Source organism: Pseudomonas sp. B14(2017) (genome assembly GCF_002113255.1).
Taxonomy (GTDB): domain Bacteria; phylum Pseudomonadota; class Gammaproteobacteria; order Pseudomonadales; family Pseudomonadaceae; genus Aquipseudomonas; species Aquipseudomonas putida_Z.
This window is the reverse complement of sequence record NZ_NEJY01000005.1, coordinates 21,017-45,648: the sequence shown is the minus strand read 5'-3', so window position 1 is coordinate 45,648 and position 24,632 is coordinate 21,017. Positions and strand designations below refer to the sequence as shown.

Genomic DNA, 24,632 nt, shown 5'->3' with positions numbered 1-24,632 from the left:
GAAAATACAGCATTCAGTCGGCCTGCGGCCAATTCTGTATGGGAATAATAAGGCTGTATTGGATCTGTATTGCCGGTGCTGTCGACGCGCATGCTTTCACCACGGTATCAACTGAACGAGAGGATGCGGTGATGGGTGGCATGAGCGATGTGCGCTTGCAACTGTTGGCCAAGGAACTGGAAGCCGGGCAGCAAGCCAAGGTGTTCAACGCGCCGGAAGGGTTGGGGCGTTGGGGGCTGATGCTGCATCGCTGGCACACCCGCAGGGCGCTGCTGCAGTTGACCGATGACGAGTTGCGCGATATCGGGCTGAGCTGGGAGCAGGCCCGGACCGAGGGGCGTAAGCCCTTCTGGAAGGACTGAAGCTCATACCGGTTTTTGAAGCCTGTACAGTCCCTGTGGGAGCGGGCGTGCCCGCGAAACAGGCGACGCGGTGGCTGGCACCGGCTTTGCCGGTGTTCGCGGGCATGCCCGCTCCCACAGGGCAGGCGCGGTGGCTCAGATCAGCTCCTTCAGGCGATGCCACAGCATCCCCAACGCCAGCAGCGGCGAGCGCAGGTGCTGGCCGCCGGGGAAGGTGATGTGCGGCACCTTGGCAAACAGGTCGAACCGCCCGCTTTCCTGGCCGCTGATGGCTTCGCCGAGCAGGCGCGCAGCCAGGTGGGTGGCGTTGAGCCCATGGCCGGAGTAGGCCTGGGCGTAATACACGTTCGGCTGGCTGGCCAGGCGGCCAACCTGTGGCAGGCGGTTGGCGCCGATGCCGATCATGCCACCCCACTGGTAGTCGATGCGCACGTCGGCCAGTTGCGGGAAAACCTTGAGCATCTTTGGCCGCATGTAGGCGGCGATGTCCTTCGGGTCGCGGCCTGAATAGTGGCAGGCACCGCCGAACAACAGGCGCTGGTCGGCGGACAGGCGGTAATAGTCCAGTGCCACCCGCTGGTCACACACCGCCATGTTCTGCGGCAGCAGCGAACGGGCACGTTCCTCGCCCAGCGGCTCGGTGGCGATGATGTAGCTGCCGGCTGGCAGCACCTTGCCGCCCAGTTCGCGGTTGAGGTCGTTGTGGTAGGCGTTGCAGCACAGCACCAGAGTCTTGGCGCGCACCCGGCCCTGGGCGGTGTGTACCTGTACTTCCGGGCCGTAGTCGATGCGTGTGACCTCGGACTGCTCGAACAGCTTCACGCCCAGGCGGCTGGCCACGGCAGCCTCACCCAGTGCCAGGTTGAGCGGGTGCAGGTGCCCGGAGCCCATGTCAACCAGCCCGCCGACATAGCAGTCGGCGCCGACCACGCTGTGGATATCGTCCTTGCCGACCAGGCGCAGTTCATGTGCGTAGCCGAGGCTGCGCAGTTCTTCAGCATCCTCCGCAAAGCCCAGCAGTTCGGCGGGTTTGTTGGCCAGGTCGCAGTAACCCCAGGTCAGGTCGCAGGCGATGGCATGCCTTTCGACCCGCTCGCGGACGATCTGCACGGCTTCCAGGCCCATCAGTTTCAGGCTGCGCACGCCTTCCTCGCCGATGACCGGGAGGAATTGTTCCAGGCCGTGGCCGACGCCACGGATCAGCTGCCCACCATTGCGCCCGCTGGCGCCCCAACCGAGCTTGCGCGCTTCCAGCAGGATGACCGAGAAGCCGCGTTCGGCCAGCTCGATGGCGGTGTTCAGGCCCGAGTAGCCGCCGCCGACGATACACACGTCGGCGCTGTGCTCGCCTTGCAGGAAGGAGTGGTCGGGGTGTGGCGCGCTGCTGGCGGCGTAATAGGAGGCGGCGTGCTGCGCGCTGTGGATCATTGGGCAGGTCCTGAGGCTGGTGGGCTGAGGGGAGGAGGATAAGCCGGGGCTTTGGGGAGGGGCAACCGGCCTCATCGCCGGCAAGCTAGCTCCCACAGGGTCCGCGTGGCACTTGAGACCGGCGGGGTACCTGTGGGAGCCGGCTTGCCGGCGATTGGCCCTATAATCCAACCTCAGCTCTCAAACTTGTACCTTGCCATGTCCTGCAACCGCCACAAGATCCACTTCCTGCGCGAACTCATCCCTTCCTTCGAGTGCGAGCCCGGCTGCCACGACTGCTGCGGCCCGGTCACCACTTCGGCGGAAGAAATGGCCCGCCTGCCGCGCAAGTCCCAGGCCGAGCAGGACGCCGCCCTGGAGCGCCTGGACTGTGTGCACCTGGGCCCCAACGGCTGCACGGTGTATGAAGAGCGCCCGATGATCTGCCGCCTGTTCGGCACCACCCCGCGCCTGGCCTGCCCGCGTGGCCGTGGCCCTGAACAGATGATCGAGCCCGCTGCCGAGCAGTTGGTCCACCAGTTCATTGCCACCACCCGCCAGGTGCTGGTCTGACTTCAGTCCGGGATCGGCAGGCAAAGGCTCTCCTTCACCTCTTCCATCACGATGTAGCTCTTCGATTCGCGCACGTGCGGCAGCTTCAACAGGATGTCGCCGAGCAGCTTGCGGTACGAGGCCATCTCGGAAATACGCGCCTTCACCAGGTAGTCGAAGTCGCCTGAAACCAGGTGGCATTCCAGTACGTGGGGTAGTTTCAGCACCGCGCGGCGGAACTCCTCGAAGGTGTCGCCCGATTTGTAGTCCAGGCTGATTTCCACGAACACCAGCAGGCTGCCCTTGAGGTGCTGCGGGTTCAGGCGGGCGTTGTAGCCCATGATGATGCCCTCGCGCTCCAGGCGGCGGACCCGCTCGGTGCAAGGGGTGGTGGAAAGCCCAACTTTCTCGCCCAGTTCGGTGAAGGAAATACGCCCGTCATTCTGCAGGATACGCAGGATGTTACGGTCGATCTTGTCCAGTTCACGCTTGCTCTGGTGCTGGGTTCTCATAGGGGATGCCCCTCCGTGAAAGGCGATTTTGCCGAGAATTCTCGCCAATAATAGGCTTTTATATAGTGAATTGCACTGCCTTCAAATTCCTATACTGCGCGCATTCATGCCATTTCAATAAAAGTCTGCGGCGCGCCGCGTGCGAGGGATAAAACGATGCGAGTTCTGGTACTTGGTAGCGGTGTGATCGGAACCGCCAGTGCCTACTATCTGGCCCGGCAAGGTTTCGAAGTAACGGTGGTCGATCGCCAGCCGGCGGTGGCCATGGAAACCAGCTTTGCCAACGCAGGCCAGATCTCGCCCGGCTATGCCTCGCCCTGGGCCGCCCCAGGCGTGCCGCTGAAGGCCATCAAATGGCTGCTGGAGCGCCACGCGCCTCTGGCCATCAAGCTCACCGGCGACGTCGACCAGTACCTGTGGATGGCACAGATGCTGCGCAACTGCACCGCCAGCCGTTACGCGGTGAACAAGGAGCGCATGGTGCGCCTGTCCGAGTACAGCCGTGACTGTCTCGACGAACTGCGCGCCGAAACCGGCATCGCCTACGAAAACCGCAGCCTGGGCACCACCCAGCTGTTCCGTACCCAGGCCCAGGTGGATGCCGCGGCCAAGGACATTGCCGTGCTGGAGCAGTCCGGCGTGCCTTACGAGCTGCTCGACCGCGACGGCATTGCCCGCGTCGAGCCGGCCCTGGCTGGCGTCAAGGACATCCTGGCCGGCGCCCTGCGCCTGCCAAACGACCAGACTGGCGACTGCCAGCTGTTCACCACCAAGCTTGCCGAAATGGCCGTGAAGCTGGGCGTGGAGTTCCGCTTCGGCCAGGACATCCAGCGCCTGGACTTCGCGGGTGACCGCATCAATGGCGTGTGGATCGACGGCAAGCTGGAAACCGCCGACCGTTACGTGCTGGCGCTGGGCAGCTACTCGCCGCAGATGCTCAAGCCGCTGGGCATCAAGGCCCCGGTGTACCCGCTGAAGGGCTACTCGCTGACCGTGCCGATTACCAACGCCGACATGGCCCCGACCTCGACCATTCTCGACGAGACCTACAAGGTCGCCATTACCCGTTTCGACAACCGTATCCGCGTCGGCGGCATGGCTGAAATTGCCGGTTTTGACCTGTCGCTGAACCCGCGTCGGCGCGAAACGCTGGAGATGATCGTCAACGACCTTTATCCTCGCGGCGGTGATCTGAGCCAGGCCAGCTTCTGGACCGGCCTGCGCCCGGCGACCCCGGACGGCACGCCGATCGTTGGTGCCACGGCGTTCCGCAACCTGTTCCTGAACACCGGTCACGGCACCTTGGGCTGGACCATGGCGTGCGGCTCCGGTCGCCTGCTGGCCGACCTGATTGCGCGCAAGAAGCCGCAGATCAGTGCCGAAGGCCTGGACATTTCCCGTTATGGCAACAGCCCGGAAGTGGCCAAGCACGGGCAGACTGCGCCGGCTCACCAGCAGTAAGTTCGCCTGTACCGGCCTCTTCGCGGGCTCGCCCGCTCCCACAGGAACACCACAGATATTGAAAACTGTGCAGTACCTGTGGGAGCGGGCGAGCCCGCGAAGAACCCAACACCGTTTTCAACCTGTGAACCACCATAAGGCAGCCGCCATGCGTCCCGCCCGCGCCCTGATCGACCTCCAGGCCCTGCGCCATAACTACCGTCTGGCCCGTGAACTGACCGGTGCCAAAGCCCTCGCCGTGATCAAGGCCGACGCCTACGGCCACGGCGCCGTGCGCTGTGCCCTGGCCCTGGAGGCCGAAGCCGACGGCTTTGCCGTGGCCTGCATCGAAGAAGCGCTGGAGCTGCGCGCCGCCGGTATCAAGGCCCCGGTGCTGCTGCTGGAAGGCTTCTTCGAAGCCAGCGAACTGGCCCTGATCGCCGAACACGACCTGTGGTGCGTGGTGCACTCGCTGTGGCAACTGGAAGCGATCGAAAAGACCCAGCTGCACAAGCCGCTCACCGTCTGGCTCAAGCTCGACAGCGGCATGCACCGCGTCGGCCTGCACCCCAAGGACTACCACGAGGCCTACCAGCGCCTGCTGGCCAGCGGCAAGGTCGCGCGCATCGTGCTGATGAGCCACTTCGCTCGCGCCGACGAACTGGATGCCGACGCTACCGCCCAGCAGATCGCCGTGTTCGAGGCCGCTCGCCAGGGCCTGGCCGCGGAGTGCAGCCTGCGCAACTCCCCCGGTGTGCTTGGCTGGCCGCAGGCCCCCAGCGACTGGGTGCGCCCGGGCCTGATGCTGTACGGTGCCACACCGTTCGAAGTGGCCCAGGCCGAGGCCGAGCGCCTGCAACCGGTGATGACCCTGCAATCGCGGGTGATCAGCGTGCGCGAGCTGCCTGCCGGCGAGCCGGTGGGCTACGGCGCCAAGTTCGTCAGCCCACGGCCAACCCGCGTTGGTGTGGTTGCCATGGGCTATGCCGATGGCTACCCGCGCCAGGCGCCCAACGGTACCCCGGTGCTGGTCGCCGGCAAGCGCACCCAACTGATCGGCCGGGTGTCGATGGACATGCTCAGCATCGACCTGACCGACGTGCCGGAAGCCACCGTCGGCAGCCCCGTCGAACTGTGGGGCAAGCATGTGCTGGCCACTGAAGTGGCGGCGCACGCGGGTACCATTCCGTACCAGATTTTCTGCAACCTGAAGCGGGTACCTCGGGACTACGTCGGCGAATGACACGCTGAAGCGGACAGGTTGAAGGGCGGTGTGTTGTAAATACTGAACGGCATTGCCATGATATCGTTCACATCCACCCCCCTTTCCACCGTTTCAGGAGGCTCCAGCTTTGGACGTCGGCGAACGACTGCAAGCCATCCGCAAGCTCAAGGGCCTGTCCCAGCGTGAACTCGCCAAGCGTGCCGGCGTGACCAACAGCACCATCTCGATGATCGAGAAGAACAGCGTGAGCCCGTCGATCAGCTCGCTGCGCAAGGTGCTGAGCGGCATTCCCATGTCCATGGTCGAGTTCTTCTCGGTCGAACTGGAACCTGAAAGCCCCACGCAGATCGTCTACAAGGCCCATGAGCTGATCGATATCTCCGACGGGGCGGTGACCATGAAGCTGGTCGGCAAGTCGCACCCCAACCGTGCCATCGCCTTTCTCACCGAGGTGTATCCACCGGGTGCCGATACGGGGGCCGAAATGCTTACCCATGACGGCGAAGAAACCGGCATCCTGCTCGAAGGCCGCCTGGAGCTGGTGGTCGGCAACGAGATCTTCATCCTTGAAGAGGGCGACAGCTACTACTTCGAAAGCACCCGTCCGCACCGCTTTCGCAACCCGTTCGACCGGCCGGCGCGGCTGATCAGTGCGGCGACGCCTTCAAACTTTTGATCCAGCGCAGTGCATTGATTCGGCAATACCCCTTTCCTGTGTGGGGTCGTTTCACGGCCTCTGGGTTCCCGCTATACTTTTCAACGCTCGCCGATCCGTGGCCGCGAGCGTGATTAGCCACCATGAGGGTGTTCGCGTGAACCAAATCAAGAAGATGCTGGCCGTACCAGCAGCCGTATTCGCCCTCTGGGCAATGAGCGCAACCGCTGCGACCAATGATGACATCGCCAAGCGCCTGGAGCCGGTTGGCCAGGTGTGCGTCCAGGGCCAAGAGTGCAAAGGCATGGAAGTGGCCGCCGCCGCAGGTGGCGGTGGTGCCAAGACGCCGGACGAGATCATCGCCAAGCACTGCAATGCCTGCCATGGCTCCGGCCTGCTCGGCGCACCGAAGATTGGCGATACCGCGGCGTGGAAGGAACGCGCCGACCACCAGGGCGGCCTGGACGGCATCCTGGCCAAGGCCATTACCGGCATCAACGCCATGCCACCGAAAGGCACCTGCGCAGACTGCTCGGATGACGACTTGAAAGGGGCGATCAAGAAGATGTCCGGGCTGTGAGAAACAGCTGAATTGCATGAGGCCCGCCGTTGATGGCGGGCTTTGTTTTTGCGGCGCCTTTACCGGCCCTTTCGCGGGCTTGCCCGCTCCCACAGGTTGTCACGGGACCTGTCGGCAGCGGTGTTCCTGTGGGAGCGGGCAAGCCCGCGAAGAGGCCGGCACAGGCAACCAAATACTTCAGGCCCATGTCCAACCCCTGAACCCATGGATGTCTCAGGAGGCCCCGATGCACCTCTGCTCCATCGACCAGGCCGTCGAGCAAGTCCTGTCGCGCCTGCCAGCCCATATCCAAATGGGCCTGCCGCTGGGCCTGGGCAAGCCCAACGCCTTCGTCAATGCGCTTTACGCCCGCATCCGCGAGCTGCCCGAACGGCAGCTGACCATCTACACGGCCCTGTCCCTCGGACGCCCGTCACTGGGTGACGGTTTGCAACGGCGATTTCTCGAACCCTTTGTCGAACGCGTTTTCGCCGACTACGAAGAACTCGCCTACCTCACCGACCTGCGCAACGACACGTTGCCATCCAACATCCGCGTCGAACAGTTCTTCATGCAGCCGGGCAGCCTGCTGCACAGCGCGTCAGCCCAGCAGAGCTACATCAGCAGCAACTACAGCCACGCCGCACGCGACATCAACGCCAAGGGCCTGAACCTGATCGCGCAACTGGTGGCCGCCACCCCCGAGAGGCCGGTGCACCTGACCCTGGCCTGCAACCCCGACATCACCCTCGACCTGCTGCCGATGATCGCCAAGCGCCGCGCCGCCGGCGAGACCATCCTCATGCTCGGCCAGGTGCATGCCGAACTGCCTTACATGCCGGGTGACGCCGAGCTACCCATCGATACGTTCGACCTGCTGATCGATACAGCCGAGCAACGCCGCCTGTTCTCCACGCCGAACATGCCGGTCAACACCCAGGACCACTGCATCGGCCTGCACGCCAGCAGCCTGGTTCGCGACGGCGGCACGCTACAGATCGGCATTGGTGCCATGGGCGATGCGGTAGCTGCCGCATTGCTGGCGCGCCAGGGTGACAACGCCGGTTATCGTGCCGTGCTCGACGCGCTGGGTGCTGGCTCGTGGCAAGCGCTGATCGAACGGGAAGGGGGCCTGGATACCTTCGCCCAAGGCCTGTACGGCTGCAGCGAGATGTTCGTCAACGGCTTGCTGGCGCTGGCCGAAGCGGGCCTGTTGCGGCGCCCGGCGGACGAGCAGGGGGCGGCAGTGCTGCATGGCGGTTTCTTCCTCGGCCCCCAGGCGTTCTACCAGCGCTTGCGCGACATGCCGCTGGAACAGCGCGCACGGTTTGCCATGACGCGTATCAGCTTCATCAACGAGCTGTACGGGCAGGAGGAACTCAAGCGCCGCCAACGCCGTGATGCGCGCTTCATCAACACCGTGTTCGGCATGACCCTGCTCGGCGCCGGGGTGGCCGACCAGCTGGAGGATGGCCGGGTACTCAGTGGCGTGGGCGGGCAGTACAACTTCGTCGCCCAGGGCCATGCGCTGGAGGGCGGGCGTTCGATCCTGCTGCTGCGCAGCTGGCGTGAGGCGGGCGGGGAGGTAACCTCGAACCTGTTCTGGAACTATGGCCATTGCACCATCCCCCGGCACCTGCGCGATATCGTGGTGACCGAGTACGGCATCGCCGACCTGCGTGGGCAGACCGACAGCGAGGTGATCACGCGGTTGCTGGCGGTATGTGATTCACGGTTCCAGCAGGGGCTGATCGAGCAGGCAAAGGATGCCGGCAAGCTGGCCAAAGACTTTCAACTGGAGGCGCGCTTTGCCGACAACACGCCGCAGCGCCTGGAGGCGATCAGGGCGCGGCACTCGCGGTTGTTCCCGGAGTATCCGCTGGGCACGGACTTTACGGCTGAAGAGCGGGATTTGCTGCGGGCACTGAACTGGTTGAAGAGCAAGTTCAAGCTGAGCGAGGTGCTGGAGCTGGGCAAGGCAGCGCTGGATGCGCCGGGGCCAGAGGGGTATGCGAGGCATCTTGCGCGGATGCAACTGGATCAGCCGCAGGGGCTGAAGGAAGAGCTTTACCAGCGGTTGTTGCTGGCGGGGTTGGCGGCAACCGGATGAATTGCCGGGGCTGCTTTGCAGCCCATCGCCGGCAAGCCAGCTCCCACAGGTACTGCGCAAGGCTTGGGTCCTGTGAGCTCCCTGTGGGAGAGCTGGCTTGCCGGCGATAGGGCCGCTACAGGCTTACTCGATGAAGCTGACCACACCACCTTCCAGCGACTTCACCCGGGCCAGCGACTCAACGCGATAGCCCTGGCTGTCCAGCTCGGCACGGCCACCCTGGAACGACTTTTCGATCACGATACCCAGGCCGGCCACGGTGGCGCCGGCCTGCTTGATGATCGAGATCAGGGCCTGCGACGCCTTGCCGTTGGCCAGGAAGTCGTCGATCACCAGCACGCGGTCGCTGCTGTTGAGGTGACGCGGCGAGATGGCCACGGTGTTCTCGGTCTGCTTGGTGAAGGAATACACCGAGGCGGTCAGCAGGTTCTCGGTCAGGGTCAGCGACTGGTGCTTGCGGGCGAAGATCACCGGCACGCCTAGCTTCAGGCCAGTCATCACCGCCGGGGCAATGCCCGAGGCTTCGATGGTGACGATCTTGGTCACGCCCGCGTCGACGAACAGGCGGGCGAACTCGTCACCGATCAGCTGCATCAGCGCCGGATCGATCTGGTGGTTGAGAAACGCGTCGACTTTGAGAACCTGATCGGAAAGCACGATGCCTTCTTCGCGAATCTTCTGATGCAGTGCTTCCACTTTGTTTTCCTCGATGTAGCAAAGGTGGCCGCAAATAGCGGCAAAGTTAAAGAGTAATGGTTGATCAGCGTTTGAGCATTGCCCGGATATCGGCCAAGGCGTTGTTGCCCCGTGCAGCCTTTACCTCGACCGGCGCATCGTCCAGGCCTTCCCAGGCCAGGTCGTCCGGTGGCAGTTCGTCGAGGAACCGGCTGGGCGTGCAGTCGATGATTTCACCGTACTGCTTGCGCTTGGCGGCGAAGGTGAAGGCCAGGGTCTGGCGCGCGCGGGTGATGCCCACGTAGGCCAGGCGGCGTTCCTCTTCGATGGTGTCGGCCTCGATGCTGGAGCGGTGCGGGAGGATTTCCTCTTCCATGCCCATGATGAACACGTAGGGGAATTCCAGGCCCTTGGAGGCATGCAGGGTCATCATCTGCACACCTTCGGCGTTCTCTTCCTCTTCCTGCTGGCGCTCGAGCATGTCGCGCAGCACCAGCTTGCCGATGGCGTCCTCGATGGTCATGTCACCCTCTTCGTCCTTCTCGAGGGTGTTCTTCAGCGCTTCGACCAGGAACCAGACGTTGCTGATGCGGAACTCCGCAGCCTTGTCGCTGGCGGTCTGCTGGCGGATCCAGTTCTCGTAGTCGATATCGCGGATCATCTCGTGCAGCGCGGCAATCGGGTCTTCCAGGGCAACCTTGTGGCGCACCCCGTCCAGCCAATGCTTGAAGCGCTGCAAGCGCTCGGTATAGCGGGCGTCCAGATGCTCGCCCAGGCCAAGCTCCTCGCTGGCGGCGTACATCGAAATACCGCGCTCGGTGGCGTAGTTGCCGAGCTTTTCCAGGGTGGTGGAGCCGATTTCGCGGCGCGGTACGTTGATCACCCGCAGGTATGCGTTGTCATCGTCCGGGTTCACCAGCAGGCGCAGGTAGGCCATCAGGTCCTTGACCTCTTGGCGGCCGAAGAAGCTGTTGCCGCCCGACAGGCGATACGGCACCTGGTGGTGCTGCAGCTTCAGTTCGATCAGCTTGGCCTGGTAGTTGCCGCGGTAGAGGATGGCAAAGTCGCTGTACGGGCGGTTGGTGCGCAGGTGCAGGGTGAGGATTTCCATGGCCACGCGTTCGGCCTCGGCTTCCTCGTTCTTGCAGCGGATGACGCGGATCTCGTCGCCCACGCCCATCTCGCTCCACAGCTGCTTCTCGAACGCGTGCGGGTTGTTGGCGATCAGCACGTTGGCGCAGCGCAGGATGCGGCTGGTGGAGCGGTAGTTCTGCTCCAGCATCACCACTTTCAGGGAGGGGTAGTCCTCCTTGAGCAGCATCAGGTTTTCTGGCCGGGCGCCACGCCAGGCGTAGATCGACTGATCGTCGTCGCCTACCACGGTGAACTGGTTGCGCATGCCGATCAGCATCTTCACCAGCAGGTACTGGCTGGCGTTGGTGTCCTGGTATTCGTCCACCAGCAGGTAACGCACGCGGTTCTGCCAGCGCTCCAGCACATCGGGGTGTTCCTGGAACAGCTTGACCGGCAGCAGGATCAGGTCGTCGAAGTCCACCGCGTTGAACGCCTTGAGCGTGCGCTGGTAGTGGGTGTAGACGATTGCTGCGGTCTGCTCGCGCGGGTTGCGCGCCTTCTCCAGGGCTTCGGCGGGCAGGATCAGGTCGTTCTTCCAGGCACCGATCATGTTCTTGATCTCGTCGATGCCGTCGTCGCCGGAGTATTCCTTCTGCATGATGTCCGACAGCAACGCCTTGATGTCGGACTCGTCGAAGATCGAGAAACCCGGCTTGTAGCCCAGGCGCTCGTGCTCCCTGCGGATGATGTTCAGGCCCAGGTTGTGGAACGTGCACACCGTCAGGCCACGGCCTTCCCCCGGGCGCAGCAGGGTGCCGACCCGCTCCTTCATCTCGCGCGCGGCCTTGTTGGTGAAGGTCATCGCCACGATGTACTGGGCACGGATGCCGCAGTTCTGGATGAGGTGGGCAATCTTGCGCGTGATCACGCTGGTCTTGCCCGAGCCTGCACCGGCGAGCACCAAAAGAGGGCCGCCGACATAGTCACGGGCTTCCTGCTGCCGGGGATTGAGTCGGGACATGCTAGAAACCGGGGGTCGCCAGAAAATAGCCGCGCATTCTAACAGGCATGGGGCGTTTGTGGCGCGACCGTCTGACGTCTGAGTCAAATATGTAAACGGGATTTGCCGGCTGGCGCAGTTTCGCGCAGGATGCACGACAAAATACGTCGGGATGCTACACCCGTAAAAACATGTATTAAATTGAAAATCATTTTCATTAATGCAGTAGCATACCTGGCAGTTTCCGTTGCACCGTGAAGCCCTAAGGAGCCCGCTTGTCCACGCCTGTCGAACCATTGCGTTTGCTGCTGTTGGCCGATGAGCCGGAATGGGGTGCGCTGCTACGCGAGTGCACGCCTGCACTGGGTGGCAGCGCCGTGCTGCTGACGGCGCCGAACTGGGAGTCGGTCGACAGCCTGTTCAACCAGGACCGCCAGGCTGTCGTGCTGGCAACCCCGGCCCTGCAGCCCGCGCCCGGGCGCTGCGAGTTGCCGACCATCCTGCTGCTCGACCACGAGCCCCAGGTAGCGCCCACCGCTGTCAGCGACTGGCTGGTGCGCGACCAGCTCAATGCCGACACATTGCGCCGCTCGCTGCGCCATGTGCGCGAGCGCGGCGTGCTGGTGGCCACCCTGCAGCGCCTGGCCGAGCAGGACCCGCTGACCGGCATCGCCAACCGCCAGGGCTTCCAGGCCTTGCTGACCGCGCGCCTGGCCGAGAACGACGGCCGTGGCCTTGCCCTCGGCCACCTGGACCTGGACAACTTCCGCCACGTCAACGACGCCCTCGGCCACCAGAGTGGCGACCGCCTGATCCTGCAGGTGGTGGCGCGCCTGAAACAGCAACTGGAGGCGGGTGACCAGCTGGCGCGCCTGGGCAGCGACGAGTTCGCCTTGCTGATCGACACCCGACGCGACCCCAATCGTGCCGAATCGATTGCCGAGCGGATTGTCGAGGCGTTGGCCGAACCCTACTGGATCGACGGCGAAAGCCTGCTGCTGGGCTGCAGCCTGGGCCTGGCCCATGCTCGCGCCCAGGGTGGTGCCGACCCGCTGATGTGGCACGCGCACATCGCCATGCGCCAGGCCAAGGGCAGCCAGGGTTGCACTTTCCATGTGTTCAACGAACGCATCAACCGCAACGCCCGCAGCCTTGCCGACCTGGAAAGCGAACTGCGCCGCGCCCTGCGCCGGGACGAGCTGGAGCTGCATTACCAGCCGCGGTTGAACCTGGCCGACGGGCGCATCGTCGGCCTCGAGGCGCTGGTGCGCTGGCGGCATGCCGAGCGCGGCCTGTTGCCGCCCAGCGAGTTCGTGCCGCTGGCCGAGCAGAGCGGCCTGATCGTGCCGCTGGGCTACTGGGTGATTTCCCGTGCCCTGCACGACATGCAGGCGCTGTGCGAGCGCGGCCTGGAGCCGCTGCACATGGCGGTCAACCTGAGCTTCCGCCAGTTCCAGGACAGCCAGTTGCTGGCGACCTTGAGCCGCCTGATTCTCGAACATGGCGTGGATGCCCGCTGGCTGGAGTTCGAACTGACCGAAACGGCGGTGATGCGCCGCAACGAACTGGTGCGCCAGACCATGGACGCCTTGGGGCGTCTGGGCGTGCGCTTTTCGCTCGATGATTTCGGTACCGGGTTCTCTTCGTTCGTGCACCTCAACAGCCTGCCGATCACCTTGCTCAAGGTGGACCGCAGCTTTGTCGCGGAAATGGAAATGCGCGAGGAGAACCGCAAGCTGGTGCACGCCATGATCAACCTGGCGCACAACCTCAACCTGGAGGTGGTGGCCGAAGGGGTGGAGAGCGAAGAGCAGATGGCGTTGCTGCGCGGGTTTGGCTGTGACCAGGTTCAAGGCTTCCTGGTCAGCAAGCCGCTGCCGGTGGGGGAGTTGATGGAGTTCTTGCTGCAGGCGACCGGCTGCCAGTTGGAGGCTGCCCGTTAGGGCCCTTTCGCGGGCACGCCCGCTCCCACAGTGTCCGTGTCTGTACCTGTGGGAGCGGGCGTGCCCGCGAATAGGCCCTTGAGTCAGGCCGAGGCGGTAGCCTCTCGACTACCCCCTGCCTTACCCAAAAGCCGCTTCATGCGCCACTCAAAGCCAAAGGTCAGTGCCACCGCCGCACACGCCAGCCCCAACGCCAGCCCCCACCACACCCCGACCGCGCCACCGCCCAGGGTAAAGGTGAACAGCCAGGCGCTCGGCGCCCCCACCAGCCAGTAGCACACCAGGCCGATCAGGAAGGTGGTCTTGGCATCCTTCAGCCCACGGATCGAGCCCATCGCGATCGTCTGCATGCCATCGAACAGCTCGAACCAAGCAGCCACCATCAGCAACTGCACCGCCAGCTGGAAGATCGCCGCAAATGCCGGGTCGTCACGGTCGATGAACAGCCCCACCAGCGCATCGGGCAGCAGCCAGAACAACGCGGCGAAGGCAAACATGATCATCGCCCCGAAGCCGATGCCCACCCGCCCGGCACTGCGCGCCGCCAGCAGGTTGCCGGCGCCGTAGTACAGCCCCACGCGCATGGTCACCGCATACGACAACCCGGTCGGTACCATGAACGCCGTGGAGACGATCTGCAGGGCGATCTGGTGCGCCGCCAGCTCGGTGCTGCCCAGCACGCCCATGCACAGCGCGGCGAAGGCGAACAGGCCGACCTCCACCATGTAGGTGCCGCCAATCGGCAGGCCCAGCCGCCACAGCTCGCGCAGGGCCGGCAGCGAAGGGCGCGACAGGCCCTTGCGCAGTGGGTAGGCGGCATAGGCCGGGTGCCAGCGGATATACAGCGCCAAGGCAATGGCCATGCCCATCGACACCACCGCGGTGACCAGGCCGATGCCCATCAGGCCCAGCTTGGGCAGGCCGAACATGCCTTCGATCAACGCCACGTTGAACAGGTAGTTGAGTACCGTGCCGACCAGGCTGATGACCATCACCGGGGTCGAGCGGCCCAGCGCGCTGGTGAAGCCGCGCAAGGCCATGAAAGTCAGGTAGCCGGGCAGCGCCAGTGGCAGCAGGGTGAGGAATTCGGCGGCCGAGGCAACGTTCTCGGGCTTTTGCCCGAACAGCAGCAGTACCGGTTCAAGGTTCCACAGCACCAGCGCAGCGAACAGCGCCAGGCCCCAGGCCAGCCACAGGCCACCCTGCGCCAGGCGGGTGGCGCCCTCGATGTCGTTGGCGCCCTTGCGAATGGCCACCAGGGTGCCGACCGCAGCGATCACGCCAAGGCAGAAGATCGACACGAACGAGTAGCTCGCCGCGCCCAGGCCGCCGCCAGCCAGGGCTTGCGGGCTGATGCGGGCCATCATCAGGGTATCGGTCAGCACCATCAGCATGTGCGCCAACTGCGAGGCGATCAGCGGCCCGGCCAGCCGCAGCAAAGCCTTGAGTTCTGTGGTGGGCGCGACATGCATGGGGCAGTCCTTTTCCTGGGGTGATCAACGAAGGGCGATTCTGAGGCTTTGGTCAACTTTGCACAAAAGGATAAAAGCGATCATTGGCATGAGTCTGACTCATGTATATATGCTTCCCGGTGATTCATTTCACAGCCCCGTATGGCAGGTGCCTCATGTCCCGTCAGCTCCCCCCGCTGTATGCCCTGCGCGCATTCGAAGCCGCCGCGCGGCTAAGCTCCTTCACCCGTGCCGGCGAAGAGCTGTCGATTACCCAGAGCGCGGTCAGCCGGCATATCCGCACGCTGGAGGAGCATTTTGCCTGCCGCCTGTTCGTGCGCAGCGGCCGCAGCCTGCAACTGACCGAAGCAGCGCGGGTGTTGCTGCCCGGTGTGCGTGAAGGCTTTGCCGCGCTGGAACGGGCTTGCGATACCTTGCGTGGTGAGGATGACATCCTGCGCATGAAGGCTCCCTCGACCCTGACCATGCGCTGGCTGCTGGCGCGCCTTAGCCGCTTTCGCCACTTGCAGCCTGGCAACGAAGTGCAGCTGACCAGCGCCTGGATGGACGTCGACCATGTGGACTTCAACCAGGAGCCGTTCGATTGCGCGGTGTTGCTCAGCGACGGGGTGTTCCCGCCGGAATGGGAAGTGCGCAGGTTGTTCCCGGAGCTGCTGATCCCCGTGGGTGCGCCAGACCTGCTCGACGAGGAACCCTGGGACGAGCGTCGGCTGGCCTGCATCGAGCTGCTGCACCCCACGGTGGACAAGCGCGACTGGCGGGAATGGTTGGAGCGCATGGGGCTGAGTGACAAGGTTTCGCTCAAGGGCGGGCAGGTCTTCGACACCTTGGAGCTGGGCATGATTGCCGCGGCGCGTGGCTATGGCATTTCCATGGGTGATTTGCTGATGGTGGCCGAGGATGTGGCGCAGGGGCGCTTGAGCCTGCCTTGGCCGACGGCGGTGCCCAGCGGGATGGATTATTACCTGGTCTGGCCGCGCACTCGGCCAGGGGGCGAGCGGTTGCGGCGTTTGAGCGCGTTTCTGGAAGAGGAGGTGGCGGCGATGGATTTGCCGGATGTGCAGATCCTGCCGGCCCTTTGATCGCCTGTACCGGCCTCTTCGCGGGCTTGCCCGCTCCCACAGGGTTATCGCATGCCTTGAAACCTGCGCTGTACTTGTGGGAGCGGGCGAGCCCGCGAAGAGGCCGCAATGCCTTACATCGAGCCCAGGTTCAACGCCTGTGCACACGCCTGCAGCGACCGACGCTCGCTCTGCGCATACAGCGCCAGCTCATCCTGCACCTGCAGCCCCAGCGCCGCTTCGAACGCATCGCGGTTGGCGTTGCTGCCGTACTCGGCCTGCGCATCGTCACCCAGGTTGGACTGGAAGATCCCCGCCGCGCTCACCGGCAGGAAGTCCTCGTACACCAACGCCTCGAAGTGCACATGGCCAGCCTCGATCAGCCCTTCCAGTGTGGTCGGGCGGCCGTCCTGGTCGCGCGCAGCCAGGCCTTTCTCGGTGGCGAAGTAGCGGAAGTAGGCCAGCCCTTGTTCACGCATCTGTGCCAGGTCATCCGGGAACTCGGCAAAGGTGTCCTTCAGCAACGCCATGTAGCGTTCGGCATTGGCCTCGGCCGGGGCGCCACCCAGGGCGGCGCGGGTGGCGTCGAGCAGCTTGTCGTACAGCTGGCGACCTTTCGGCGTCAGCGCCGCACCGCGTTGCTCGATTTCGCCGAAGCGCGCGGTATGGCTGCCTTCGCTGCCCTGCTGGTCGCTGAACGCTACCTTTTCCTGCAGGGCCTTGAAGCTGGTCTGGCGCAACAGGATCGGGTGGCGGCGGGTGGGCGGGCCTTCGACCACGGCCTTTGGCGGGATGCCCTTGGCCGGCATGCCAAGCTGGATTGCATCGATGTCCAGGGTGCGCGGGGTAAGGTGGTTGATGTGCGGGCCCTTGAAGGCCACCACATCGGCGATCAGGCGGTGCTGGTCGTGCAACTGCTGGTACTGCTCGGCAGTGACGGTGGCGTCATGGTGCCAGCGGAAGGTGTGCAGCGCTTCCTGCACGAACGCCTCGGCATCGGCGGCGTTCAGGCCACCATCGCGCTCGCATTGGGCGATCAGTTCGAGGGCACGGGCGGTGAAGATCTGGCGCTTGGCCAGGATGCTCTCTGCCAGCTCGCGCAGCTGTGGGTTGTCGATCAGCTCCAGGCGCAGCAGCGAGGTGAACACGCGGAACGGGCTGACATGCAGCGACTGCTCGTGCACCGCGCGGAAGGCGGTGGAATGCACCGGCACACCGGCGGAACTGAGGTCGTAGTAGCCGACCGGCTGCATGCCCATGACCGCGAACAGTCGGGCGATGGTAGCCAGCTCTGCGGCGGTGCCGACACGGATGGCACCGTGGCGCTCCTGATCCAGGCGCTCGATTTCGCCGGTCCAGCGCAGGGCCTCGGCAACCTCGGGTTGCTGGGCCATGACCTGCTGGTTGATTTCGCTCACCAGCTCCAGCAGCGTGCCGTACAGGGGCACTTCCTGTTTGTACATGAGCGACATGGCGGCAGAGAACTGCGCGCGGATGCTGTCGGGGCTGACGAAATCGTGGGCGGGCATCGCTAGCTTCCTGGTTGGGTTCGGACGCTTACATGAAAGCTGGGAATGCACTTTGCTCACAAGCGAAAAAAAGTGAGTGTGTCATTCCTTTTTTGATCGACCTCAAGGGCCCTTTCGCGGGCACCTCACAGGGTTCAGGCATTGCGCGATACCTGTGGGAGCGGGCGTGCCCGCGAAGAGGCCCTCAGGTCGATAGCTGCTCGCGAATCCATTCCACCAACGCCCTTACCTTGGGCACCTCCGCCGCATGCTCGGCATACGCCAGGTAATGCGCCCCGGCACTGCGCATCGCATGGTTCCACGGCACCACCAAACTCCCCTCGGCCAGCTCCTTCGCCGCCAGGTAGCGCGGCACCAACGCCACCCCGCACCCGGCCTGCGCCGCGCTCAAGGCCATGTAGAAGGTATCGAAGCGCGGCCCGTGGTAGGCGCTGACGCTCTGCAAGCCCAACTCCAGGAACCACTCGTGCCAGGCCTCCGGCCGCGAGGTGCTCTGCAGCAGCACCATGTCGGCCAGCTCCCCGGCATCGTTCAGTTCACGCCCGGCCAGCAACTCCGGCGCGCACACCGGCACCACCTCCTCACCGAACAGCTCCACGCAGGTGGCCCCCGGCCAGGTGCCCTGGCCATAGAAGAACACCACGTCCGCCGAGCCCTGCAGCAGGGCGAACGGTTCCATCTCGTTGCGGATGTCCAGGTGGATGTTGCTGTGGCGCTTGCCAAAGCCCTTGAGGTGCGGGATCAACCAGCGCACGCCAAAACTCGGCTGAGTGGCTACCTTCAATATCTCGGTCTGCTCGCCGTAGGTGAGCACGTAGCGGCTGGACATATCCACCTGGGTGAGGATCTTGTTGACCTCGGCCAGGTACAGGCTGCCCGCCGGCGTCAGCTGCAGGCGGCGACGGATACGCAGGAACAGGTGGTGGCGCAGCATGTCTTCAAGCTGCGCCACCTGCTTGCTGACCGCGCTCTGGGTCAGGTGCAGCTCTTCGGCGGCACGGGTAAAGCTCAAATGGCGGGCTGCAGCTTCGAAGCACTGCAGGGCGGTCATGGAGGGCACCAGGCGTTTGGACATAGCGGTCTCTGCGGCTCAAATCATTACCTGACGGAATGATATGCGGAATAAAGGTCGTTTGTTGCACCGGTGTGATCGGATTAATACTGATCCACATCATTTTTCCACCCCATCACCCGATGTAGGAGATGCACAAATGGTTGCTGGACTGCTCGAGCGCCTTGGCGTTGCTGCCGAGGCTTACACCCAGGGCGACTACCCTGTTCACACGCCGATCGACGGCAGCCAGATCGCCTCGGTGAAACTGCTCGGCAAGGCCGAGACCATCGCCCGCATCGATCAGGCCCAGAGCGCCTTCGAAGCCTGGCGCAGCGTGCCGGCCCCGCGCCGCGGCGAGCTGGTGCGCCTGTTCGGCGAAGTGCTGCGTGAGCACAAGGCCGACCTCGGCGAGCTGGTTTCGATCGAAGCCGGCAAGATCACCCAGGAAGGCCTGGGCGAAGTGCAGGAAATGATCGACATCTGCGACTTCGCCGTTGGCCTGTCGCGCCAGCTGTACGGCCTGACCATCGCTTCCGAGCGCCCTGGCCACCACATGCGTGAAACCTGGCACCCGCTGGGCGTGGTCGGCGTGATCAGCGCCTTCAACTTCCCGGTCGCAGTCTGGGCCTGGAACACTGCCCTGGCCCTGGTCGCCGGTAACTCGGTGGTATGGAAACCGTCCGAGAAGACCCCGCTGACCGCCCTGGCCTGCCAGGCGCTGTTCGAAAAAGCCCTGAAAGCCTTTGGTGATGCCCCGGCTGGCCTGGCACAACTGGTGATCGGCGGCCGTGAAGCTGGCGAAGCCATGGTCGACGACCCACGCGTACCGCTGGTCAGCGCCACCGGCAGCACCCGCATGGGTCGCGAAGTCGGCCCGCGTGTGGCTGCCCGCTTCGGCCGCAGCATCCTCGAACTGGGCGGCAACAACGCCATGATCCTGGCCCCGAGCGCCGACCTCGACCTGGCCGTGCGTGGCATCCTGTTCTCCGCAGTCGGCACCGCCGGCCAGCGTTGCACCACCCTGCGCCGCCTGATCGTGCACCGCTCGATCAAGGACGAAGTGGTTGCCCGTGTCAAAGCCGCCTACGGCAAGGTGCGCATCGGTGACCCACGCAAGGACAACCTGGTGGGCCCGCTGATCGACAAGCAGTCGTTCGACGCCATGCAGGGCGCGCTGGCCAAGGCCCGCGACGAAGGCGGCCAGGTATTTGGTGGCGAGCGTCAGCTGGCCGACCAGTACCCGAACGCCTACTACGTATCGCCTGCCATCGCCGAAATGCCGGCGCAGAGCGACGTGGTGCGCCACGAAACCTTCGCCCCGATCCTGTACGTGCTGGCCTACGACGACTTCGAAGAGGCCCTGCGCCTGAACAACGAAGTGCCACAAGGCCTGTCGTCGTGCATCTTCACCACCGACATCCGTGAGGCCGAACGCTTCCAGAGCGCCTCGGGCAGCGACTGCGGCATCGCCAACGTCAACATCGGCACCAGCGGCGCCGAGATCGGCGGTGCGTTCGGTGGCGAGAAGGAGACTGGCGGTGGCCGTGAGTCCGGTTCGGATGCCTGGAAAGGCTACATGCGTCGCCAGACCAACACCGTGAACTACTCGCGCGAACTGCCGTTGGCGCAGGGTATCGTGTTCGACTGATGTCCGCAGGCGGGGGCTTTGCCCCCGTTTCGCCGGCAAGCCAGCTCCCACAGGGATCGTAATCTGTGGGAGCTGGCTTGCCGGCGATGGGCTGCAAAGCAGCCCCAACAAGAACAAATTGCTGGAGCCGGGCCATGTCCGAACTGCGTCAAGAATGCTTGTGGGAATTCGTCAGCAAACCGACCGTCGCCGCCCAGGCCCTGGCCGGTGAGCACAAGGCCGATGTCTGCGTGATCGGTGGCGGCATTACCGGCCTGTCGGCGGCCATCCACCTGCTCGAACAGGGCAAGTCGGTGATCCTGCTGGAGGCCTGGAAGATCGGTCACGGTGGCTCCGGGCGCAACGTCGGCCTGGTCAACGCCGGCACCTGGATCCGCCCCGACGATGTCGAGGCCACTCTCGGCCTGCAGCAGGGCAGCCGCCTGAACAAGGTGCTCGGCGAAGCCCCGGCCGAAGTGTTCGCCATGATCGAACGCCTTGGCATCGACTGCCAGGCCCAGCACAAAGGCACGCTGCACATGGCGCACAACGCCACCGGTATCGCCGACCTCGAGGCCCGCCACGAACAATGGCGCCGCCGTGGTGCCGATGTGGAGCTGCTGACCGGCGCCCAATGCCAGGAATACTGCGGCACCGACAAGATTTCCGCCGCGCTGCTCGACCGCCGCGCCGGCACCATCAACCCCATGGGCTACACCCAGGGCCTGGCCGCAGCGGTGGCACGACTGGGTGGCAAGCTGTTCCAGCAGTCTTCGGTCGAAGGCCTGGAGCGTGACGGCGATGCCTGGCGGGTGAAGACCGCACGGGGTTCGGTGCGCGCCGACAAGGTGGTGATTTCCACCGGCGCCTACACCGAAGGCGACTGGAGCAACCTGCAGAAGCAGTTCTTCCGTGGCTACTACTACCAGGTGGCATCCAAGCCATTGCAGGGCGCTGCAGCCGACAAGGTGCTGCCACATGGCCAAGGCTCGTGGGACACCCGCACCGTTCTCAGCAGCATCCGTCGCGACGACCAGGGCCGCCTGCTGCTCGGCAGCCTGGGCCGGGTCGACAACAAGCCGGCGTGGTTCGTGCGCAGTTGGGCCGACCGCATCCAGAGCCACTATTACCCGGAGCTGGGCAAGGTCGAGTGGGAAATGCACTGGACCGGCTGCATCGACTTCACCCCAGACCACCTGATGCGCCTGTTCGAACCGGCGCCGGGGCTGGTAGCGGTGACCGGCTACAACGGGCGGGGCAATACTACCGGGACCGTGATTGGCCGGGCGTTTGCCGAGTTCCTGCTGAAGGGGGAGGCAGGCAGCCTGCCGATTCCGTTTTCGCCGATGAAGGGCGTGAGTGCGCCTTCGCTGCGGACTGCGTTCTACGAGTCCGGGTTCTCGCTGTACCACGCGGGGCAATGCCTAAGGGTTGTGTTGTAAGCACCGGCCCTATCGCCGGCAAGCCAGCTCCCACATTGACCGCATTGCCCTTAAAGCCTGTGCAGTACCTGTGGGAGCCGGCTCGCCGGCGATAGGGCCGGCACAGGCTTACTTGTGCAACCAGCTGAGGAAGCCGCCCTTCTTGATCGAAACCGGCTTCTGCAGCAACAACGACTCCCGGCTCTGCCGCCGAAACCGTTGCAACTTGCTCAAGGCCGTCTGCACATCGCCGCGTTGCACCAGGCAGCTCTTCACCTGTTCCTTGTCGATCCGATACAGCACGCAACCGGTCAGCGTGCGGAACTCGGCCAGCGATTCCTCTTCGTCGATGATTCCTTCGATCCCCAGCACCTCGCCCGGCCCCATGCGCCCGGCCTCGACCAGCTTGTCGCCATCGCGGATCGACGCCGAAACCACCCCGCTGCCAATCACCAGCAAATGATCGGAATGCTCGCCCACGCCCAGGATTACCTGGTCGGCCAGGTATTCCACCGCCGTCATGCGCTGGCTAAGCGCATCGCGCTCTTCCGCGCTCAGCGAGCGGAACACCCGCACCTCGTCCAGCACCTCGCGCTGGCGGCTGCGTGGTGGCATGGCCAGGTCGGTGTTCCACATCACCCCGCTGGCCTCCAGGTGCCGGTGGGCCAGGTCGAACAGTTGGTTGCGCGCGTCGCCCTTGGCGCCCGCGTCGGCCACGAAACCACTGGCTTCGTACTCCACTGATTCCAGCGTGGAGGTTTTGACCGTCACCTTTGGTCTCGGTGTAGCAAGGATGGCACTGACGCCTTGCAAGGCTTTTTCCAGGGCATCGAACACCCGTTTGGGCCGCACCTTGGCCGGTACCACCACGCTGATCGAAACCCCGTGCACATCGGCCGGGCGGCTGTGGTTGAGCAGCCGTGCCTTGGCCGCCACCGAGTTGGGGATTACCGCCAGGCTTCCGGTGCTGGTGAGCAGGCGGGTGGCACGCCAGTCGATTTCCAGCACCTTGCCTTCGGTGCTGTCGATGGAGATCGAGTCGCCAATCTGATACGGCCGCGTGGTGTTCAGGATGATGCCACTGAACACGTCGGCCAATGTGCTCTGCAGCGCCAGGCCGATGACGATGGCCATTACCCCCGACGTGGCCAGCAGGCCCTTGACCGGCAACTGCAACACATAGCCCGCGGCAGCGACCACGGCAGCCAGGAAGATCAGCGCCCCCAGCACATCCTGCAGCAAACGCCCGCCATGGCTGCCACGGGCACCCAGCAACAGGCCGAACACCACCGTCACCGTGCGTGCGCCGAACAGCCACCAGCCGATCGCCAGGACCGTGGCGATCAGGTTGCGCGAGACATCATCGGGCCAGGGTGGTGGTTGCATCGGGCTCATGCCGGCAGCCACCAGTACCGAGCTGAACAGCAGGAACAGCACCAACCGCGTGCCGATACGCCAGGCCCGGTGCTGGAGAGGGATCAGTTGCCAAAGCACGAGGTCGAGCAGGATCAGGGCGGTGCCGAGCAACAACGGGTATGACTGGATGAAAGCCAGCATGGTGGTCTCGGGTGAGGGGAGGGCTGTGGGTAGTAATAGAGCAGGTTGGCCGGGCAGGCAATGGGCCTGTGCCGGCCTCTTCGCGGCTAAAGCCGCTCCCACAGGTACTGCGCACGATTCAAATCCAGCGCAATCCCTGTGGGAGCGGCTTTAGCCGCGAAAGGGCCGGCCGAGCTCATACAAAACCATCGTTCATAAAACAGAACGCTAGAGCCAAAAATCGCTATCTACCGCTCAAAAGGTCATGGTTTTAATCTTCTCCCATCAACGCGAAACACCCAACTTACTGAAAAGATCAAAACCCTTAGGAGCAACGACCATGACCAACTTCAAATACAACCGCCTGAACAAAGACGACGCCGCTGTCCTGCTGGTCGACCACCAGGCTGGCCTGCTGTCCCTGGTCCGCGACATCGAGCCGGACGCGTTCAAGAACAACGTATTGGCCCTGGCCGACCTGGCCAAGTTCTTCAACCTGCCGACCATCCTCACCACCAGCTTCGAACAGGGCCCGAACGGCCCGCTGGTACCAGAACTGAAAGCCCTATTCCCGGACGCCCCCTACATCGCCCGCCCAGGCCAGATCAACGCCTGGGACAACGAGGACTTCGTCAAGGCGGTGAAGGCCACCGGCAAGAAGCAGCTGATCATCGCCGGCGTGGTGACCGAAGTGTGCGTAGCCTTCCCGGCGCTGTCGGCCCTGGAAGAAGAGTTCGAAGTGTTCGTGGTCACCGATGCCTCCGGCACCTTCAACGCCATGACCCGCGACGCCGCACACGACCGCATGAGCCAGGCCGGCGCACAACTGATGACCTGGTTCGGCGTGGCCTGTGAGCTGCACCGCGACTGGCGCAACGACATCGAAGGCCTGGCCGCGCTGTGCTCCAACCACATCCCGGACTACCGCAACCTGATCACCAGCTACAACGCTTTCAACGCCAGCAAGTAAGCCAGATGCGCGGGCACCGCCAGCCGGTGCCCGCCAAGGCAGCACACCTGTCCAATCCAGCGCCCGTCCGCCGTTGCACAGTGGATGCGGGCAAGCTCATCCCAAGGAACGCCGATGAACACCGCACTCCAAGATAACCGCGAAGTGGTAACCGTATGCCTGCAACACCAGGTTCTTGATAGCACCCCGGGCACCAACGCAGCGCAACCGCCGCGCTGGAAGCAGGCGCTGCTGACCTACCTGGTGATCTGCCCGATGACCATGATCATTCCGCAACTGCTGGCACCGCTGTTCGCACGCTTCCCTCAGCTGGGCGGTGTGATTGCCGGCAACCTGATCGTCAATGTGTTCGTCATCCTGCCTGTGGTGTTCTACATCATGCCTTGGGTAACCCGCCGCTGCGCCAACTGGCTGCGTGGCTGAGCCAGGCCTTTACCTCGACATTTTC

Annotated in this window: 21 protein-coding genes; 13 read left to right on the top strand and 8 right to left on the bottom strand. The window is 64.2% G+C overall.

From position 1 onward, the window contains the following. The first annotated feature begins 131 nt into the window (after nt 1-131). Entirely contained in the window at nt 132-362 is a 231-nt protein-coding gene (locus tag CAG34_RS06105; protein ID WP_039612328.1) for a DUF1127 domain-containing protein, read from the top strand. 135 nt (nt 363-497) lie between these two features. Here the strand turns inward: CAG34_RS06105 and CAG34_RS06095 are convergent, their stop codons facing one another. Next, a complete protein-coding gene (locus CAG34_RS06095) occupies nt 498-1,790 on the bottom strand; it encodes an FAD-binding oxidoreductase (RefSeq protein ID WP_085588791.1) in 1,293 nt (430 codons plus the stop codon). Nucleotides 1,791-1,988: 198 nt separating this feature from the next. Between CAG34_RS06095 and CAG34_RS06090 the strand changes: the two genes are divergently transcribed. After that, nucleotides 1,989-2,342: a YkgJ family cysteine cluster protein gene (locus tag CAG34_RS06090; protein ID WP_013974780.1), complete on the top strand. Its 354-nt coding sequence runs from the start codon at nt 1,989-1,991 to the stop codon at nt 2,340-2,342. Between the two features lie 2 nt (nt 2,343-2,344). Here CAG34_RS06090 and dadR read toward each other — a convergent pair whose 3' ends face one another. Continuing rightward, on the bottom strand, nt 2,345-2,833 hold the full coding sequence (gene dadR / locus CAG34_RS06085; RefSeq protein WP_003258963.1) for a transcriptional regulator DadR: 489 nt from the start codon (nt 2,831-2,833) through the stop codon (nt 2,345-2,347). A 156-nt stretch (nt 2,834-2,989) separates the two neighbouring features. On the opposite strand from dadR, the gene dadA reads away from it, so the two are divergent. The 5 genes from dadA to CAG34_RS06060 all read left to right on the top strand — a co-directional run bounded on the left by dadA (nt 2,990) and on the right by CAG34_RS06060 (nt 8,822). After that, nucleotides 2,990-4,294, top strand: coding sequence for a D-amino acid dehydrogenase (gene dadA, locus CAG34_RS06080; RefSeq protein ID WP_013974779.1), 1,305 nt, complete (start codon nt 2,990-2,992; stop codon nt 4,292-4,294). A 148-nt stretch (nt 4,295-4,442) separates the two neighbouring features. Further along, complete coding sequence (alr, locus tag CAG34_RS06075; protein WP_085588789.1) at nt 4,443-5,516, top strand: alanine racemase; 1,074 nt, start codon at nt 4,443-4,445, stop codon at nt 5,514-5,516. A 109-nt stretch (nt 5,517-5,625) separates the two neighbouring features. Continuing rightward, nucleotides 5,626-6,174: a cupin domain-containing protein gene (locus CAG34_RS06070; protein WP_013974777.1), complete on the top strand. Its 549-nt coding sequence runs from the start codon at nt 5,626-5,628 to the stop codon at nt 6,172-6,174. A gap of 154 nt (nt 6,175-6,328) precedes the next feature. Next, nucleotides 6,329-6,733, top strand: a complete 405-nt coding sequence (locus CAG34_RS06065) for a cytochrome c5 family protein (protein ID WP_038408395.1) — start codon at nt 6,329-6,331, stop codon at nt 6,731-6,733. A gap of 226 nt (nt 6,734-6,959) precedes the next feature. Further along, complete coding sequence (locus CAG34_RS06060) at nt 6,960-8,822, top strand: acetyl-CoA hydrolase/transferase C-terminal domain-containing protein (RefSeq protein ID WP_085588787.1); 1,863 nt, start codon at nt 6,960-6,962, stop codon at nt 8,820-8,822. A gap of 123 nt (nt 8,823-8,945) precedes the next feature. Here CAG34_RS06060 and CAG34_RS06055 read toward each other — a convergent pair whose 3' ends face one another. After that, nucleotides 8,946-9,518 (bottom strand): xanthine phosphoribosyltransferase, encoded by a 573-nt coding sequence (locus CAG34_RS06055; RefSeq protein WP_085588785.1) that lies wholly within the window; start codon nt 9,516-9,518, stop codon nt 8,946-8,948. 64 nt (nt 9,519-9,582) lie between these two features. Beyond that, a complete protein-coding gene (rep, locus tag CAG34_RS06050; RefSeq protein WP_025341098.1) occupies nt 9,583-11,592 on the bottom strand; it encodes a DNA helicase Rep in 2,010 nt (669 codons plus the stop codon). A gap of 254 nt (nt 11,593-11,846) precedes the next feature. Between rep and CAG34_RS06045 the strand changes: the two genes are divergently transcribed. Further along, on the top strand, nt 11,847-13,514 hold the full coding sequence (locus CAG34_RS06045; RefSeq protein WP_085588783.1) for a bifunctional diguanylate cyclase/phosphodiesterase: 1,668 nt from the start codon (nt 11,847-11,849) through the stop codon (nt 13,512-13,514). A gap of 83 nt (nt 13,515-13,597) precedes the next feature. On the opposite strand, the gene CAG34_RS06040 is transcribed toward CAG34_RS06045, so the two are convergent. Beyond that, nucleotides 13,598-14,986, bottom strand: coding sequence for a NorM family multidrug efflux MATE transporter (locus CAG34_RS06040; RefSeq protein ID WP_085588781.1), 1,389 nt, complete (start codon nt 14,984-14,986; stop codon nt 13,598-13,600). A gap of 155 nt (nt 14,987-15,141) precedes the next feature. Between CAG34_RS06040 and CAG34_RS06035 the strand changes: the two genes are divergently transcribed. Then, a complete protein-coding gene (locus CAG34_RS06035) occupies nt 15,142-16,068 on the top strand; it encodes a LysR substrate-binding domain-containing protein (RefSeq protein WP_013974772.1) in 927 nt (308 codons plus the stop codon). A 113-nt stretch (nt 16,069-16,181) separates the two neighbouring features. Here CAG34_RS06035 and CAG34_RS06030 read toward each other — a convergent pair whose 3' ends face one another. Together CAG34_RS06030 and CAG34_RS06025 are read right to left on the bottom strand one after the other, a co-directional pair. Beyond that, a complete protein-coding gene (locus tag CAG34_RS06030) occupies nt 16,182-17,576 on the bottom strand; it encodes a VOC family protein (RefSeq protein ID WP_025341095.1) in 1,395 nt (464 codons plus the stop codon). A gap of 184 nt (nt 17,577-17,760) precedes the next feature. Next, nucleotides 17,761-18,651 carry a LysR family transcriptional regulator gene (locus tag CAG34_RS06025; protein WP_085588779.1) on the bottom strand — a complete coding sequence of 297 codons (891 nt, stop codon included), beginning with the start codon at nt 18,649-18,651 and terminating at the stop codon, nt 17,761-17,763. 136 nt (nt 18,652-18,787) lie between these two features. Between CAG34_RS06025 and CAG34_RS06020 the strand changes: the two genes are divergently transcribed. Both CAG34_RS06020 and CAG34_RS06015 read left to right on the top strand, forming a co-directional pair. Then, nucleotides 18,788-20,278 (top strand): aldehyde dehydrogenase family protein, encoded by a 1,491-nt coding sequence (locus CAG34_RS06020; RefSeq protein WP_003253547.1) that lies wholly within the window; start codon nt 18,788-18,790, stop codon nt 20,276-20,278. A gap of 134 nt (nt 20,279-20,412) precedes the next feature. Next, nucleotides 20,413-21,699, top strand: a complete 1,287-nt coding sequence (locus CAG34_RS06015; protein WP_013974769.1) for an FAD-binding oxidoreductase — start codon at nt 20,413-20,415, stop codon at nt 21,697-21,699. A gap of 108 nt (nt 21,700-21,807) precedes the next feature. Here the strand turns inward: CAG34_RS06015 and CAG34_RS06010 are convergent, their stop codons facing one another. Then, nucleotides 21,808-23,235: a mechanosensitive ion channel family protein gene (locus tag CAG34_RS06010; RefSeq protein WP_085588777.1), complete on the bottom strand. Its 1,428-nt coding sequence runs from the start codon at nt 23,233-23,235 to the stop codon at nt 21,808-21,810. 319 nt (nt 23,236-23,554) lie between these two features. Here CAG34_RS06010 and ycaC point away from each other — a divergent pair, with 319 nt between their 5' ends. Both ycaC and CAG34_RS06000 read left to right on the top strand, forming a co-directional pair. Beyond that, nucleotides 23,555-24,184: an isochorismate family cysteine hydrolase YcaC gene (gene ycaC, locus CAG34_RS06005; protein ID WP_015272313.1), complete on the top strand. Its 630-nt coding sequence runs from the start codon at nt 23,555-23,557 to the stop codon at nt 24,182-24,184. 114 nt (nt 24,185-24,298) lie between these two features. Further along, nucleotides 24,299-24,607, top strand: coding sequence for a hypothetical protein (locus CAG34_RS06000; protein WP_025341090.1), 309 nt, complete (start codon nt 24,299-24,301; stop codon nt 24,605-24,607). Nucleotides 24,608-24,632 lie beyond the last annotated feature (25 nt).